Source organism: Candidatus Lariskella endosymbiont of Epinotia ramella, assembly GCF_964019805.1.
Lineage (GTDB): Bacteria > Pseudomonadota > Alphaproteobacteria > Rickettsiales > Midichloriaceae > Lariskella.
Genome location: NZ_OZ026472.1, coordinates 1,308,725 through 1,326,157, shown reverse-complemented (window position 1 = coordinate 1,326,157; position 17,433 = coordinate 1,308,725). Strand labels below are relative to the sequence as shown.

General features: G+C 33.4%; 12 protein-coding genes and 1 tRNA gene. 5 read left to right on the top strand and 8 right to left on the bottom strand.

The features are described from left to right. The first annotated feature begins 13 nt into the window (after nt 1–13). A complete protein-coding gene (locus AACL20_RS05695; RefSeq protein ID WP_339051785.1) occupies nt 14–1,228 on the top strand; it encodes an IS256 family transposase in 1,215 nt (404 codons plus the stop codon). Here the strand turns inward: AACL20_RS05695 and AACL20_RS05690 are convergent. The 4 genes from AACL20_RS05690 to AACL20_RS05675 form a co-directional block, all read right to left on the bottom strand. After that, the gene (locus AACL20_RS05690; protein ID WP_339051979.1) at nt 1,130–1,420 is read right to left on the bottom strand and encodes a hypothetical protein; all 291 of its coding nucleotides are present in this window, start codon (nt 1,418–1,420) and stop codon (nt 1,130–1,132) included. The genes AACL20_RS05695 and AACL20_RS05690 overlap by 99 nt on opposite strands. A 1,238-nt stretch (nt 1,421–2,658) precedes the next feature. Next, nucleotides 2,659–3,606, bottom strand: a complete 948-nt coding sequence (locus AACL20_RS05685; RefSeq protein WP_339041529.1) for a tyrosine recombinase XerC — start codon at nt 3,604–3,606, stop codon at nt 2,659–2,661. A 905-nt stretch (nt 3,607–4,511) separates the two neighbouring features. After that, nucleotides 4,512–5,933 carry a hypothetical protein gene (locus AACL20_RS05680; protein WP_339051978.1) on the bottom strand — a complete coding sequence of 474 codons (1,422 nt, stop codon included), beginning with the start codon at nt 5,931–5,933 and terminating at the stop codon, nt 4,512–4,514. 81 nt (nt 5,934–6,014) lie between these two features. Beyond that, nucleotides 6,015–7,126 (bottom strand): IS3 family transposase gene (locus AACL20_RS05675; RefSeq protein ID WP_339051932.1). Its coding sequence is split into 2 segments (ribosomal slippage): nt 6,015–6,847 and nt 6,847–7,126, totalling 1,113 coding nucleotides; the frame shifts between segments, so codons are not numbered across the junction. A gap of 1,797 nt (nt 7,127–8,923) precedes the next feature. On the opposite strand from AACL20_RS05675, the gene AACL20_RS05670 reads away from it, so the two are divergent. Next, the gene (locus AACL20_RS05670; protein WP_339051977.1) at nt 8,924–9,691 is read left to right on the top strand and encodes an ankyrin repeat domain-containing protein; all 768 of its coding nucleotides are present in this window, start codon (nt 8,924–8,926) and stop codon (nt 9,689–9,691) included. A gap of 358 nt (nt 9,692–10,049) precedes the next feature. Here the strand turns inward: AACL20_RS05670 and AACL20_RS05665 are convergent. After that, nucleotides 10,050–10,126: transfer RNA gene (locus tag AACL20_RS05665), tRNA-Met, on the bottom strand. Nucleotides 10,127–10,904: 778 nt separating this feature from the next. On the opposite strand from AACL20_RS05665, the gene AACL20_RS05660 reads away from it, so the two are divergent. Genes AACL20_RS05660 through AACL20_RS05650 form a run of 3 tightly spaced genes read left to right on the top strand, consistent with a single transcriptional unit; the run spans nt 10,905 to nt 13,685 of the window. Then, a complete protein-coding gene (locus tag AACL20_RS05660; RefSeq protein ID WP_339051976.1) occupies nt 10,905–11,828 on the top strand; it encodes an ankyrin repeat domain-containing protein in 924 nt (307 codons plus the stop codon). Nucleotides 11,829–11,878: 50 nt separating this feature from the next. Further along, nucleotides 11,879–12,427, top strand: coding sequence for a transposase (locus AACL20_RS05655; protein WP_339051975.1), 549 nt, complete (start codon nt 11,879–11,881; stop codon nt 12,425–12,427). A 43-nt stretch (nt 12,428–12,470) separates the two neighbouring features. Beyond that, nucleotides 12,471–13,685, top strand: coding sequence for an IS256 family transposase (locus AACL20_RS05650; RefSeq protein ID WP_339051785.1), 1,215 nt, complete (start codon nt 12,471–12,473; stop codon nt 13,683–13,685). Nucleotides 13,686–13,792: 107 nt separating this feature from the next. Here the strand turns inward: AACL20_RS05650 and AACL20_RS05645 are convergent, their stop codons facing one another. The 3 genes from AACL20_RS05645 to hslU all read right to left on the bottom strand — a co-directional run bounded on the left by AACL20_RS05645 (nt 13,793) and on the right by hslU (nt 17,075). Further along, complete coding sequence (locus AACL20_RS05645) at nt 13,793–14,344, bottom strand: hypothetical protein (RefSeq protein ID WP_339051974.1); 552 nt, start codon at nt 14,342–14,344, stop codon at nt 13,793–13,795. Nucleotides 14,345–14,600: 256 nt separating this feature from the next. After that, the gene (locus AACL20_RS05640) at nt 14,601–15,134 is read right to left on the bottom strand and encodes a cytochrome b (protein ID WP_339051973.1); all 534 of its coding nucleotides are present in this window, start codon (nt 15,132–15,134) and stop codon (nt 14,601–14,603) included. Between the two features lie 612 nt (nt 15,135–15,746). Beyond that, a complete protein-coding gene (gene hslU / locus AACL20_RS05635) occupies nt 15,747–17,075 on the bottom strand; it encodes an ATP-dependent protease ATPase subunit HslU (protein WP_339051972.1) in 1,329 nt (442 codons plus the stop codon). Nucleotides 17,076–17,433 lie beyond the last annotated feature (358 nt).

Below are 17,433 nucleotides of genomic sequence, written 5' to 3'. Positions count from 1 at the left end.
ATAGGTAATTAGAATGAAGACAGAAAAGAATAAGAAAATAAATGAAGCGATAGATTTACTGATAGAAGGAGGAGCGGATTTAAAGACAGTACTGAAGCAGGATGGATTGATTAAGGAATTAACGAAGAGTATTTTGGAGAGAGCCTTGCAGGCAGAAATGTCTGAACACTTAGGTTATAACAAATATGATAGGTCTGAAACTGAGAATTGCAGGAATGGTCATTATAATAAGAATTTGATTACTGAGAATGGCAGTATCGAGTTAAATATTCCGCGAGATAGAGAAGGTAAATTTGCACCTGTAATTGTCTCCAAGAATCAAACAAGAATAGATGGTTTAGATCAAAAGATAATATCTCTGTATGCCAAGGGGATGAGTTTGTCTGATATCAAGATCCAATTACAAGAATTATATGGAGCAGAAGTTAGTGAGAGTTTAATTAGTAGGGTTACAGATGATGTAATTGATGAGGTTAGAATTTGGCAGAGTAGACCTCTTGAACCATTATATCCTATAGTATATTTTGATTGTTTAATAGTTAAGGTAAGGCAAGATAAACAGATAATTAATAAATCAGTATATGTTGCGCTGGGTATAGATTTACAGGGCCGGAAAGATATTTTAGGATTATGGATAAGTGAGAATGAAGGATCTAAATTCTGGCTTAGTAATTTTACTGAATTGAAGAATCGAGGATTAAAAGATATATTAATTGCCTGTAGTGATAACCTGACTGGTATGTCTGAAGCTATATGCGCAAGTTATCCCAAAACTGAGCATCAGCTTTGTATAGTACATCAAATTAGAAATAGCCTGAAGTATGTATCATATAAAGACAGAAAATTATTGGCATCAGATTTAAAGCTTATTTATAGCTCTGCTACTGAAGATGAAGCGCATCTTGCCCTAGAATCTTTTGATAAGAAATGGAGTAAACGATATCCACATATAGCAAAATCCTGGTATAATAATTGGGAGAATCTTGTAATATTTCTGCAATATCCAGAGAGTATCCGTAAGATAATTTACACTACAAATGCTATAGAATCGCTGAATAGTCAGTTGAGAAAAGTTACAAGAAATAAGCGTGTTTTCCCAAATGATGATTCGGTATTCAAGGTTTTATACCTAACGATTGATTATATTACCAAAAAATGGACCATGCCTATCTCTAACTGGAATGAAGCTATGGCTCATTTTATAATCAAATTTGATGGGAGATTTTAATGGCTCTAAAAAATTTACACAATCAATGAGAAAGACCCGTTCAGACATTTCTGCCTGCAAGGCTCTCTCCAAAATACTCTTCGTTAATTCCTTAATCAATCCATCCTGCTTCAGTACTGTCTTTAAATCCGCTCCTCCTTCTATCAGTAAATCTATCGCTTCATTTATTTTCTTATTCTTTTCTGTCTTCATTCTAATTACCTATATTCTTTATTAATTCCAAATATAGGCTCTACTATAATTTACACAATCTTTGATAAAGACTCGATTTATGCGATTCTAAGGGTGCATTAGTTACTGATTCATTTGGTAGCCATAATTTTTTTATCTTCCTGCTGCAGAGCTGTGTTATATGATTTATATCGTATGTGTTCTGATATCGCGTATGGAATATATTGCTGTCTGCATCATCAGTTTCTGTGTTAAAAAGCTGTTGGAATTTTCGCAGTTGTTTCAATTTCTGATTGATTGCACTGTTGCTTATGCTAATAATATTACTTTTTCTTCCACTACATCTTTTCATATGACACGCTATAAATGATTGTTTAATCTCATAATTGCTTCAGTTAAAATGGTGTTATATTGTGTATGTGAATGAAACTTGTATTTTGCTTGTGCCAGGGTGAATGTTGACTTGCCTGCTTTATAAAACACTAGGAAGAGGAGGGGCCACAAATTCACCGCAGCTTATTAATGTTCTAACTGAACTAGTAGCACATACTTATCTTAATATTTGGATCTATACACTTTGCTATTTAGAAATTTAGGTACTACAGTAAGTAACTTTTACAATATATAAATTGAATATTTGCATTGACCTTAAACAAGAGTGGTCAAAGGATTCTTATAAAAGAGAGAAGTGGTATACATTTTGGTTCTTCTATGATTTATAAGTATTCTTAATGCTTAATTCTATGCTTGCGCCACAATAATGCAATATATTTTTAATATTCTGTGTAAAATAAAGCGGCTGCATTGCTGAATGGTTATAATTTCGCGCTTTAATAGAAAGCGACAGCTACTTTTGCGAGTATTGCAGATGATTTTGATTGAGCTTGGAAATTTAGAATGAAAATTGCAATAATTGTATATCTAATTTTAAGGTATAATAGTGTATATGGCTAAAGTAGCATAAAAGAGTCGTGCTAGACTTTGTCTTTTTGATAAATTTTAAGTCAGTCTCTTGCCTAAAATAGAGCTACATTGCCGATTTCAAGCGAATAAAAATTTATTCTAAATATTCGGTTACTATGCCTATTTTATAGCACTTTAGCCCATATACCAACTCCCGCAAATAACAGAAGACTTTAGCTTCGTCTTTTCTTTTAAATTTAAGCGCACTTCTAGTAACTGTACTCCTAGTGCAGCTAAACTCAAATTTCATCTTAAATTTTCTAAAAATACCTTATTCTTATAAGCTTTTAGTATTGCTAATTTTTATCATTTTTTTTATTTCTAGGGTGATATTTTGAATATGCAGATAGTAATCCAACGCCATCTATTTTCGTATATTTTTGTGTAGTAGATAAGCTTTTATGTCCAAGTAATTCTTGTATAGTACGTAAATCAACGCCTTCTTGTAATAAATGTGTTGCAAAACTATGTCTGAATGCATGTGGAGATGTATAAGACGGCAGTCCCAAGCTTTTTTTTAGCTTCTTCAGTGTATGTCGAAATACATCTGGATTTAATGGTCCTCCTCTAATGCCACAAAAAAGTGGACCATCTTCTACAGAATATGGGCATTCCTCTAGATATTTATTTAAAGCTTCTCTCACCTTTGGTAGAAGTGGTATGCTCCTTTCTTTTCTTCCTTTCCCGCGGATGATTATTATATTACTGCCAAGCTGTGGCAGGTCAGACTTCTTAATTGATAATACTTCTCCTATACGAAGACCACATCCGTATAGAAGTAATAGTATTGCGCTGTCTCTTGCGCCAACCCATGTGTCACTTGCAATGTGGCTTATGACTTGAGTAGCTTCTATTGCCGCGCTGCATGGCAAGGCTCTAGGAAGTGATTTGGGTATTTTTGCAGCTTTGACTGTCCATATAGCTGAGTTTATTATTTGGTGATTATCTTCTAAGTATTTATAAAAATTCCGTACTACTGATAATGCCCTTGCAATAGATGTAGATTTCAAGCTTTTACGTTTCTTAAACGCAAGCCATGCTCTAAAATCTTGAGCTATTAATTGTTCTAATAGCGCTTTTGAGATAGAGGATTCATAGTGATTGCTAACGAATTTAAAGAAATAAAATAGATCTGTAATATATGCATTTAAAGTGTTTTCAGAATATGCAGACTGCTTTTGAAGCTGATTGATCCAGTCTGTAATGTATAGCTCAACTGCTTTGTCTATTCTAATTTTACTCATTATTCGGCATATTCTTGTTACATTTCATGGATCGAGCACAGTAAAATCCGTCATACTTGCCTCTTAGCACATATACTAAAACCCCTAGGTGCTGTTACGAAGTAATATGGAAAGTGAAGCCAAAAAAGGTTTTGCATAATTACTTTGTTAACCGTGTCTAGTAGAAACACTGTATTTCAACCGATGCATAGAGGAGCTTGCAGTCAAAGTGTTTCATGTTACAATCTACCCTAAAAATAACGTTAAGTAAGTATAAGAAATTTATGAATTGATTTTTATATTATCCCGCATTTTGCGAGAGGTTTAGATGTCTGCATATGCATATATACTGCAGGTAAATGAAGAGTTTGTATGTAATTTATATGCATACGAAGTGAGGCTTCAAAAAGAGCTAGGAAGGATGAGTGTATGTGCTTTGTGTCCACAAGTACATCATAAGAAACATTCTAAAGGCGCCAATTTGGAAAAGTATGGCGAGTATATTCATTTATCAAGGCTCTTCTAAATTATTAGAGATAATATGAAAATTTGTGCTCGAGCTGAAAATTTAAGTTATGCCTATCTGTATTAGAGTATGTTATATACTCTGTGTTTTTCTGACCAAGTACGCGCGCCAAAAGTCTCAAACGCGGTATAAAATGAGTTTAGAGTGCCAAAATAGCGCTTTAAATCCGTAAGAAAATGTTATAAAAGACCCAAAAAAACTTACGGATTTTGTTAAAGGAGTGTTTTTGCGCGCGGCACAGGAGCAATTAATATATCCAAAAATTAGCGCAGGGCTAAGTCCTGGGCTCATTTTTGTGGATGGATTAAATAGTACTTTGCATTATAGCATCAACGGATTCTTGTTCAGTGATATAACAGAACATACATGCACTATTTAAAATAGCTTTCATATCATCATATTAGATAAATGAAAGAATTTCAGACATCATTAGTTGCTTCGACTCTTTATCATATCTAGTATTGTGTAATATGTCTCCGATTGTCTCATGAAATTTATTCGCATACTGAGTTTTTAAGCCATGCGGGATTTGACCATTACTTCTTAGTGTTTTTAGCATAGAGAGGCGAAGATATTGGTCATTGTCAGATGTAGCGTAGTCTTCTATATGTTCATGACTTGTATATGTAATATGGTGAGTTATATTGGGAAAATAATGATGAAATAACAATTCATCTTCCATATTGCGTAGTATTTGCAGGATATTGATGTAATGTAGCGCTTTTGCAAAGTCATCTTGCGAAATATCTCCGGCACTATACATAAATTCATATCTTAGTGCCTTGTGCAGTTCAAATAATATATTGTGTTTAGGGTTGGATCTATTGAATGAAAATGACATTTCAAATATGAATTGATTTTGTTCAAGTCTTTCGCTTAGCAGCTTATAAAGCGCTGAGACCCCGTATTGATTCATATCTTGTATATCAAATGTGAAATGATAGTATTTATTGCTTGGAATCTGTTGGAAGATTTCGATAAGAAATCCTGGTTTTATAAGCAGTAGATTATTGCCGCTTAGATTTATTTTATATACTTGGCTATTATTAAGGGCTTGTAAAATAGCTTTAAGATTTGCGCTGCTTCCAGTGTAACATAGTTTATTATCACTTATGTTTAAATTAGATACATTGGTTTTTTCGAGTTTTTTAAAAAGTCTATGTAGGTTCTCGGTGGTAAATTGCCACAATCCGCTGTGGGAAAGATCTAAGTGTTCTACATTTGAGTTGCTAATCCAATCTAATATTGCATAGTGTATACCTCTATTATAAAGGCCTGTGTGGCTTAAGTTAAGATAATGTAAACTTCTTGTGGCATATTTTAGAGAAAAATCAAAATTTCTCAATAAAGCGCAGTTCATTTCACAAAGAGCATTAGAGCTAATGTCAATATGTGTTATTTTAGTTCCAATAGTCAGCAAGTCTAATAGTATCAGTAAGTCAGAAACATCTAGTCGCCCTAGGTGGTTGTTGGATAGGTTGATATGAGTGATATTTAAGTTTTTGAATATACTAAATATTGAAGATATATCGCCCTGATTCATATACCCAATATAGTTATGTCCTAGATCAAGAAACTTGACGCTCGAACCTTTTGTCAGCAGCAGTATTGTTCGTAATGCGTTGTTATGCTCCTTCCCAAAGTGATTGTTCCATAGGGTTAGCTTCTCTACACTAGTTTTATGCAGCATATTCGACATGATTTTATATATTTTGTAGACCATGCTGTTACTAAGGTAACTTAACTTGTTGTGGCTAAAATCTAGTGTTTTTACAAGACCTGTTGCGACTGCAGCTTGATAGTCTGTGATTTTTTCAATCAATTCATATTTTTCGAGAGCTGCTTATACTGCACCCTTAATTCAAACCATTTGTTTTAAATGCTCCGATTTTTTAGCAAAAAATTAGCTTAAATATATAGAAGCTGGTGTTCTATATTTTAAAGCTTGATGTAACCTTGTGTTGTTATACCAAGGTACAAATTCTTCTATCCTTTTTTCCAAGCTGCCTATATCATCAGGTCTATAATAATAGATCACTTCTTGCTTTAAAGTTCTCCAAAGTCTTTCTACATATATATTATCAAAACACCTGCCAACATGATCCATACTGATGCTTACATTTTTTAGTTGTAATTTTTGTATAAATTCACTACTGGTATATTGCGAACCTTGATCAGTATTAAATATCTCTGGAACTCTTGTTGCCAATGCCCTTTCTAATAATGCTATGCAAAATCCTGCTTCCAGAGAATATGATAAATCATAGCCTATAATATATCTACTGTGTAAATCAATAATAGCCGTGAAATACATGAACTTGCCATTAATTTTTATATATGTAATATCACTTGCCCATACTTGATTTATCCTATTGATTTCAATTCCTGATAGTAAATAAGGATAAATTTTATGTTCAGGATTCTTTATAGTAGTATTTCTATAGCTCTTAGGATATAAGCCTTCTATCTCCATTTCTTGCATTATTCTCAGTACCTTTTTAGCATTGATGATCTTACCTTGGTTATGCAAATCAGCTGTTATCTTGCGATACCCGTATCTACAATCTGATAATAAATAAATTTCCCTAATGAGATTTGCAATCTCACTTTCATCACTTATCACTGGCTTGTAATACAACTTAGTTCTAGGAATATTCAGCAACTCAGCTTGTCTTCTTATAGAAATATCAGCACAAATTTCTAACATATTTTTTCTCTCTTCATAATTTATTTCTGCAATTTTTTTTTGAGAAAATTATTTTCAATGCTTATCTCGCCAATAATTTTATGCAATTTTTCTATTTCTTGCTCAGAGAGTTTTTGCTTTTTTGTATACTCACTTTCTGGAATAAAAAGCTGATACAAATCCCTGATAGCCTTATCTTTCCAGTCATATAAATTAGTTGCAGGAATTTTGTATTCACTACATATTTCAGCTTTCCCCTTTTGACTTTGTATGGCATCTAGAGCCACTTTTGCCTTAAATTCAGCCGTATAATTTTTCTTTTTACTCATACTACTAACTTAATCCTATTTTTGATTCATTTTACTATCAAAAAATCGGTTGTTTTATTTTTTCTGGTTCGTTTCTTGGGGCCATTATAGCTAGATATAGTAGGTCGTTTTGCAGTCTGGGGAAAAGCTTTCTTTGTTTAGCTTCTTCTTCCTTTTGTGCCCAGAATGCGCGTTCAATGTGCGCTGTTATTTGATCTTGTGGAGATTGTCCGAAGAATTCATAGTAAGATCTTACCATATTTGCGCTCCTTCTCGGAAATTGTATTGTAATTGTTTGATACAGTTGTTCTCATTGCTTTTATAAGCAACTTATAAAATTTTAGATATTGTGAAAGAAGGTTATATCAATCTGTAGTTGTTCTTTAGTCATAAATGTTTTTCTTGTGCTAAGTCATAGGCGCTGCCTTCATAAGTCACTTGCGCAGGTCTTTTTTGCCTCATTTTCCATACTTATACTCAATTCCCCAAATAACAGAACATTTTAGCTTCGTCTTTTTTTTTTAATTTAAGTATGCTTCTGGCAGCTTTACTTCTAGTGCCGCTAAATTCAAATCCCATCTTAAATTTTCTAAAAATACGTGGCGACTATATGCTGTTATTTGAGAGATTTGGCATTACTTTGTTAATTCCTTCGCAAATATATAATATTTGATTCAGAAATTCACTAGTACTCTCAAGAATCATGCTCTTAAAATCCTCGCGCGAGTGCTGACTTGGGCACAGCGCTATACAGAATAAATAACAACTCTTTATTCATCTGAAGTATGCAATATTGCTTATATTTTACTAAATAGCATGTATTACATTGTTCGACGCATTGTAATATTTTTTAATTATTCTTTATTTTTATTTATCACAAATAAATTATAGAAATAGTTGATTTTTTGCTAAATATCTTATGATATAAGGGCGAATGCCAATATGCCGCCGATATTGCAATTCATTTGCGCGAAATTTTATATAATATTACATGATTTAAAAGTTTGTAACAATTCCCTCGCGAAATAATATTGTAATTATTGTTTTTTGCCTTATAGAGAGTAGCACGTGTTATTTAGTTATACAACGCTATACTTACAATTGTTTATTTTTGACGAATTCATAAAGTTTGGATCAATACAGCGCATATGCTGATGGCGACGGATAAATAGTCTGTTGTGATTGTAATCTCGTTTATTATCTATAATGTTTAGTCTAAAAGTTTGTAATTATATATACAGCTTATAAGCGCAAGCGCTTTATATATTTTTTGTTTGCGTAGTGTTTGTGATAAAGCTGAAAATGTTATACATGCATCTTATGCTAAAATTATATGTATATTTCATATTATATCGCTGCTTTTTGACATCTTTTTATTAATTTTGTATTCATATGTTGGTTATAGCTATCTATAGCAAATGGTTGAGTTGCTAATCCTAATATTACCAATATTAATTATACAAAATATATTGACCAAACTAAATTCGGGAATTGATGTGATACTTCAAGTTTTGAATAATCTACAAATTATCTTGATAATGACTTCAAACATTGATTTTTATACTTGCATCTACCAAAGCTGTTATGGTAGATGGCTGAGGCTGCCTTAAAATCTGACTTGCTAATTGTTATGATCTTGTAAGACTGTTGTGTGAAATAATATTTTTCAAATATTTTTGAAGCTTATGGTAGTAGTTATAGTAATCATGAAGATGATAATATATTCTTTTTAAAGAGGCTTTGCACCACTTTAGGTGGTATTTCATATCTTATAGTTCTTCATTAAAGAGATAACGAGTTTTTAGGAGGTAATTAAAAATGGAACTACAAATGCAAGAAGACAAAATGCAGGAGATAGAAAATCTAAGAGAACAGTTAGCGGTGTTTAAAATGAACGGAGCAAATCCAATACTGACATTTGCCAATTCAACATTAGATATGGATATATTGAGAGAAGTTTTTTTGCAAGAGAAAGAACAGCTGCTTGCAGAGTATAATAAAGAATATGATAAATATAATATCCTAGAAAAGATCTTTCATATGTTGCACAAGTTATTCGGATCTGAATATAAAGTACACAATATTAATGCACTTGACCAGTATGGCAACAGTGTTATGCACTATGTGTTTGGTTCGCCGGAAATTATGGATCTTGTTGTAAAACAGTGTAATGCAGACATCAATGTACAGAATGTTAATGGGGAAAATGCAGTGATGAAAGCTGCTGAATATGGTAGAAAGGAATCATTTGAGTATTTGATGAAGAATGGTGCAGTTATCGATATTGTGGATAATGCAATGCATCAAAATATTTTACATAAGATCGCGATACAATTTAAGGAAAGAGATAGAGATGGACAGATGTATGCGGTAAATATTCTTTCAAAAGAAAAAGGGATTTTGGAACTTTTGCAAGCAAAAGATAAAGATGGAAAAACTCCATTGAATTATGCGCAGGAAAACCACTTAGCAGCCGAGTTATCAGATAAATTTACAAAATTGCTGAAAGAACATAAGCTTGCTTTTGGCGATCATACAAAGAGTTTAGAGAAGCGAGATAACCTTCCATCTAAAAGATCAGTTTAATCTTGCGTGATTTGGCGGTAGTAGATAGTATGCGCCAAAAGTCTCGGAATAAGCATGAAAATGGTACTTGGAGCGCAAAAATAGCGCTTTAAATCCGTAAGAAAATGTTTTGATAAGCGTAAAAACCTTACGGATTTTGTGCAAGCGGTGTTTGCTTAGGCGCATGAGTAATAATATATCCAAAAATTAGCACATGGCTAAGTCCTGGGCTAATTTTTGCACATTTAACTTCTCAACAAAAATTGATTTGTTTGCGTATATAAATTTTTGGCGGATAGACGATCTAAACACCGAAGATGCTCTGCTCAACATAGAGAGCGCAATATAGATGAGTTTTTGAGCTTTGATGGAAAATTAATGGTTGCGGGGGCAGGATTTGAACCTACGACCTTCAGGTTATGAGCCTGACGAGCTACCGAGCTGCTCCACCCCGCGTCAATAGAAATGTTTTGTCTCTAATAAAAGGAACAAAGCATAAAAAGGTGAACACCGAATGTGGAATCTAGCACAGTGCTATACATATTGTAAAGAGTTATTTGAGTTTTACTATATATATTGAAAATTTCCTTTGCTACCAAGTGACATAATTTGCAGAGTAAATTAACAACATCTCTTAAATTTACAATCATTGTTATGATGAATTAACAATGAGATTTGGCATTCCCACTAAAGCAGTATAAAAGAGTCCTGCCATTCAAATTCTCGCACATGCACTGACCTTAAGGCAGTGCCTAATCTTACATCTTCTATATATCGCAAATTTGGATTGTTTGCTTCACATAACAGTCGTGGGATATACATGGGCATTTCAAAAAGTCAGATGTTTTCAGTATATATTTTGTTGGTTATAGGTGCATTGCAAAGCTGATTTGCGATAAATCATAAATCTTATCATTATACTATGTAGATAAACATGCTAGAAGATCACATTGCATTGTAATATAACGCGAATTATCTTGTTTTATTGTTAATTATTTATTTTGTTGCTCGTTTCTTTTTGTTATGAGATGTTGTATGTGTTGATAGGCTTAAAAAGCCTTATATATATTAGATATGGTAGTCTTTTTCTGAAAGCTTTTGTATGCTCTGCGTTTTTGTGCATTTGCTTGATGCAGACTCTGATTCGCCTCGATAATTTAGCAGGAAGCTTTCGAAATTTTACAGTCATTAAATTTTTCATTTTAAAAATTATAAAAACTATAGGAAGTACTTTATGAAAGATGAAAATATGTTGAGTGATTTAGTATATCAGCAAGCATACAGCGCAGCTAAAGAAAATGCAGAGGCTTTAAGCAAATTGATACAAGAAGATAAGGAGGAAGTGAAGAAATTGCTGAATAAGCAGGATGATTCTGGGAATACAATACTGCATATTGCGGCGCAGTATAACGCAAAGTCGCTAGAATGTCTAATGTATGTATTTAAAGACGATGCATACAAAAGCCTAATTGAAGTGAAAAATAACAATGGCAGAATAGCGTTGCACTTGGCTGCTGAGTGTAACGCAGATTCGCTACAACTCTTGATAAATTTGTATGGAAATCAAGTGCTTGAAGTGAAAAATAGTCACGGCAGTATAATTCTGCATATAGCAACGGCTTACGGGAATATAGAAGCAGTAAAGCTCTTGATAAGAGAATTCAAAGAGAAAATGATCGAGGTGAAAAATAATTATGGCAACACAGCACTGCACAGTGCTGTTAATAATGTAGTTGCACTAAAGTTGTTGTTTGAGAAGTGGTGGGAATTTAAAGAGAAATTGCTTGAAGTGCGAAACAACTACGGTGATACAGTTCTGCACTATGCTATTCATAATCAAGAATCACTAGAATTCTTGATTACAGTATTTGGAGAGAAAGCGCTTGATTTAAAAAATAACTATGGAAGGACAGTACTGCACTTAGTCGCAGAGTATAAAGCACAGTTGCTAAAAGCTTTAATAGATACTTTTCCAGAAAAGGTAAAAAGCTTACTAAAAGAAGTAGATAATGATGGTAACACAGTACTGCACTTAGCTGTTAAGAATGCAGAATCATTGAAGTTCTTGATAGATGAGTTTCAAGATGAAGTGGTAAGGTTGCTTACTGTACAAAATAATCGTAACAGCACTGTAGAGTCTTTATCAAAGATTGTGTAAATTATAGTAGAGCCTATATTTGGAATTAATAAAGAATATAGGTAATTAGAATGAAGACAGAAAAGAATAAGAAAATAAATGAAGCGATAGATTTACTGATAGAAGGAGGAGCGGATTTAAAGACAGTACTGAAGCAGGATGGATTGATTAAGGAATTAACGAAGAGTATTTTGGAGAGAGCCTTGCAGGCAGAAATGTCTGAACACTTAGGTTATAACAAATATGATAGGTCTGAAACTGAGAATTGCAGGAATGGTCATTATAATAAGAATTTGATTACTGAGAATGGCAGTATCGAGTTAAATATTCCGCGAGATAGAGAAGGTAAATTTGCACCTGTAATTGTCTCCAAGAATCAAACAAGAATAGATGGTTTAGATCAAAAGATAATATCTCTGTATGCCAAGGGGATGAGTTTGTCTGATATCAAGATCCAATTACAAGAATTATATGGAGCAGAAGTTAGTGAGAGTTTAATTAGTAGGGTTACAGATGATGTAATTGATGAGGTTAGAATTTGGCAGAGTAGACCTCTTGAACCATTATATCCTATAGTATATTTTGATTGGGGTCTTTATCAAAGATTGTGTAAATTATAGTAGAGCCTATATTTGGAATTAATAAAGAATATAGGTAATTAGAATGAAGACAGAAAAGAATAAGAAAATAAATGAAGCGATAGATTTACTGATAGAAGGAGGAGCGGATTTAAAGACAGTACTGAAGCAGGATGGATTGATTAAGGAATTAACGAAGAGTATTTTGGAGAGAGCCTTGCAGGCAGAAATGTCTGAACACTTAGGTTATAACAAATATGATAGGTCTGAAACTGAGAATTGCAGGAATGGTCATTATAATAAGAATTTGATTACTGAGAATGGCAGTATCGAGTTAAATATTCCGCGAGATAGAGAAGGTAAATTTGCACCTGTAATTGTCTCCAAGAATCAAACAAGAATAGATGGTTTAGATCAAAAGATAATATCTCTGTATGCCAAGGGGATGAGTTTGTCTGATATCAAGATCCAATTACAAGAATTATATGGAGCAGAAGTTAGTGAGAGTTTAATTAGTAGGGTTACAGATGATGTAATTGATGAGGTTAGAATTTGGCAGAGTAGACCTCTTGAACCATTATATCCTATAGTATATTTTGATTGTTTAATAGTTAAGGTAAGGCAAGATAAACAGATAATTAATAAATCAGTATATGTTGCGCTGGGTATAGATTTACAGGGCCGGAAAGATATTTTAGGATTATGGATAAGTGAGAATGAAGGATCTAAATTCTGGCTTAGTAATTTTACTGAATTGAAGAATCGAGGATTAAAAGATATATTAATTGCCTGTAGTGATAACCTGACTGGTATGTCTGAAGCTATATGCGCAAGTTATCCCAAAACTGAGCATCAGCTTTGTATAGTACATCAAATTAGAAATAGCCTGAAGTATGTATCATATAAAGACAGAAAATTATTGGCATCAGATTTAAAGCTTATTTATAGCTCTGCTACTGAAGATGAAGCGCATCTTGCCCTAGAATCTTTTGATAAGAAATGGAGTAAACGATATCCACATATAGCAAAATCCTGGTATAATAATTGGGAGAATCTTGTAATATTTCTGCAATATCCAGAGAGTATCCGTAAGATAATTTACACTACAAATGCTATAGAATCGCTGAATAGTCAGTTGAGAAAAGTTACAAGAAATAAGCGTGTTTTCCCAAATGATGATTCGGTATTCAAGGTTTTATACCTAACGATTGATTATATTACCAAAAAATGGACCATGCCTATCTCTAACTGGAATGAAGCTATGGCTCATTTTATAATCAAATTTGATGGGAGATTTTAATGGCTCTAAAAAATTTACACAATCAATGAGAAAGACCCACTGATAATGAAATAGTCTCATTATGCAACAATGCCGGATATATTGGCAAATCCACCAATTTTTATACTTTATCGATTTTGCTTCTTCTGATCCTTCTGATTGGGAGTATCCACTACGCGCCCTTTAACCTGCTTCCCTGTTACTTTCTCTCTTACAATCTCTATACTTTTATTATCCTTTTGCACATGCTTTGAAACTGATTTATTCTCAACATTGCCTTCTTTCGCAAAATCAAATACGCTATTTTCATTGCTACCTGACACCACTTTTTTAGCTTCATATTCAAGCTTACTTAACTTCTCAACACCTATCTCCTGAAGCAAGCCAAGCTTATCCTCTTCATCAAGCTTTGTTGTAACGCTTGTTACTCTACTAGCCTTGGACTTTCCCGCTTTTTCAGACTTGATCGGATCGTAAATCATTTTATTTTGATTTGAGATAACCATTCCTCCAGGATTCTCAGGAGGCATCTTCGTCATACATTTATCAGATGAAACAAGCGGTATATCAGATACAACTACAGGCTTAGCTACTCTATTATACGCAAGCATAACAATTATAATCAGCACTGAGAACGCAAAAACCAACATCGAGATTTTCACATACAACATAGCTCTCATTAAAGCCTACATCCTCCAAATAACAACAAACTAAAATTCTATTAATATAGCAACTGCCCACAAAGTTATTGCGCAGACCTTTTTACCTAATTTTCCATACTATTTCATGAATTTCTTTGCAAATATGCAAAAGTATTAGACGCGCAAATTAACCTGCTCTCTAAAAAATTATGTTTCAAAGTCTTGCGGGTATATTTTGCAAGCAGTGCAATAGTAAAATGATCACAAAACAGACTTAAGAAATTTTTGAGTACTTTCAATTAGCACTCTCAACACGCCATATTCTAGCAAACAAATTTACCTTATCAAATATCAAATGCTTGATAGCAAATAGTATATGCAACACAATCGCAGCAGCGAGTATATAACATACATTCACATGGACCAGGTAACTAATTGCTGATAGCTGACTATTTATTGGTAAAAGCTTTGGCAATTCAAAAGAGAAAAAATATACATCTCGACCACCTGCAACTGACATCACATAACCACTCATAGGCATAATCAACATTAATATATATAAAATGAAAACACCAATCTTTGCTGAAATCCTCTCAAATTGAGATATAGAATCTGGAAGTTCAGGAATGTATGAAAACCTTCTAATAATAATTCGTAATACAAGGAGGAAAAACGAAAGCACACCAAACGATTTATGTAAAGCGTACATCTGTGGTTTAGCTTCATTAGGAAGATCAACCATATAAAACCCTATACTCAATGTACAAATCACAACCATAGCGTATAACCAATGCGCACAACGCATAGCATAATTATAATGTTCAGACATTATGACCTTCTAAAATATGTTCTATTTATATCAGACTCGCTAAAATCTAAAGTAATCTATTAAATGCAGAGTTGATATCTATTAACGTACATACAGTTAGACTTCAAAAAGAGCTAGGAAGAGTGCTAGGCAATAATAAATACATAATAAGCACTTCTGATTACGCTAATTTTGAAAAGTGTGACTTAGTATTAATATAATTTATTTGCGCAGCAAATCAATTTTTGACGGATAGACTATATAAGATATATAAATTGGCACATCCATACTTTCTTTAATTTGCCACGCTTTTTCTTTAAAACATAGCACGCAACTTATCACTTTTGAGCTATGGCACTGCGCTTAAGGTCAGTGCACGCACGCGGATTTTGATAGCATGATTTTTTAGAGTACCAGTTAATTTCTGAATTAAATACTATATACATATTTGTAAAGAAATTAACGAAGTAATACTTGAAAGTCAGGCCAAAAAGATCTGCACAAGTGACTTTGCCAGCAGTACCATACAGATAATATGTATAATGAATAATTTAGGATCAATCACTGCAAGACTAGATATAGAGTTATGATATAAATAATTGTACAAAAAATAAAATTATTTTATGTAATAGTTCACAAAATAAAATTACTTAAGTCACTGGTTTTCACAATGTGTTCCAATTTTTCTTCAACATACTGAGCATTCAAGTTTATAGTCTGGTTTTGCATTACATGTGCATTGAAGCTAATATCCTCAAGCAATTTCTCAAGTATTGTGTGCAGCCTTCGTGCACCGATATTTTCAATTTCATGATTTATCAAGGCTGCAACCTTCGCGATTTTCTCTATACCGTCGTCAGTAAAACTTACAGTAACATTCTCAACACTTAGCAATGCCTGGTACTGTTTTGTAAGACTATGTTCAGGATCTTTCAATATCTTTATCATATCTTCCTCAGAGAGCGGCTTGAGCTCAACACGTATTGGCAGCCTCCCTTGCAACTCTGGTAACAAGTCAGAAGGCTTAGCGATATGAAAAGCACCGGAAGCAATAAACAATATGTGACTAGTTTGTATAGTGCCATATTTTGTAGTAACATTTGTTCCTTCAAGAAGCGGAAGTAGATCTCTCTGTACACCTTCTCTACTTACTTCTCCCTTACCACTGCTTGAACCGTTACTTGTTATTTTATCAATCTCATCTATAAAAACGATTCCTTCTTCCTCAGTTATCCTTTTTGCTTCTAAAATAACTTTTTCATTATCTATAAGCGCATCACTCTCTTCTCTTGCTAACAACTCCATTGCTTCTTTGACGCTTGTCTTCACAGTTTTTGTTTTCTTTTCAGTAAATGCTTTACTAATCAGCTCACCCAGATTTAGTATGCCCATCTGCCCACCTGGCATATCAAACATGGGAACATTACTTGGCTGTGCATGATTATCAGAAAGCACAATCTCAATCTCTATATTATCCAAAGCACTGGAATCTAACTTTTGCTCAAACTTCTCTCTAGTCTCAGGACTCGCATTTTCACCAACTAAAATATCTAGTATCTTCCGTTTTGCAACTTCTCTTGCTTGAGATGTAACTTTTTGATGCATGGAAGAACGTACCAAATTTACTGCTATATCTAAGAGATCTCTGATTATGGAATCAACATCTCTACCAACATATCCAACCTCTGTAAACTTAGTTGCTTCTATTTTGATAAACGGAGAGCTAGTAAGCTTCGCAAGCCTCCTTGCAATTTCTGTTTTTCCAACACCAGTAGGCCCCACCATTAATATATTGTGTGGAACTATTTCTCCTTGAAGCGGCTGCGCTACTTGCTTTCTTCTCCAGCGATTTCTAAGCGCTATAGCAACAGATTTTTTAGCCTCCTCCTGTCCCACAACGAATCTGTCTAACTCCTGAACAATCATATGCGGTGTCATAGCAGCGCTATCTGATATCTTCATAATGAATAATTAACCTCTTTTTAATACAAAACGTAATTTTAATAGTAAGCAAAGCAAGAATTCTAAAGTAAAAACTTTAACTGCTGCATAATAATTTCAACACCTTCAAAAATATCACACGAGCAATAGCAGCTTTCAAACCTCACACAATGCACGATAACTTTTGCACCATATAGATTCTATAAATTTGATCTTTTTCTATTTTGACATAAAACTATACAAGTAGAATCATTCTCAGATTTATTACATCATCAAAAGCATAATCCAAGGCAGTCTAAGTGAGCTTGACAACTTACATAAAACCACTGCAACATCAAAAATTAGCTAAAATGTCTCAATAATGCTTAAAGCATATGCT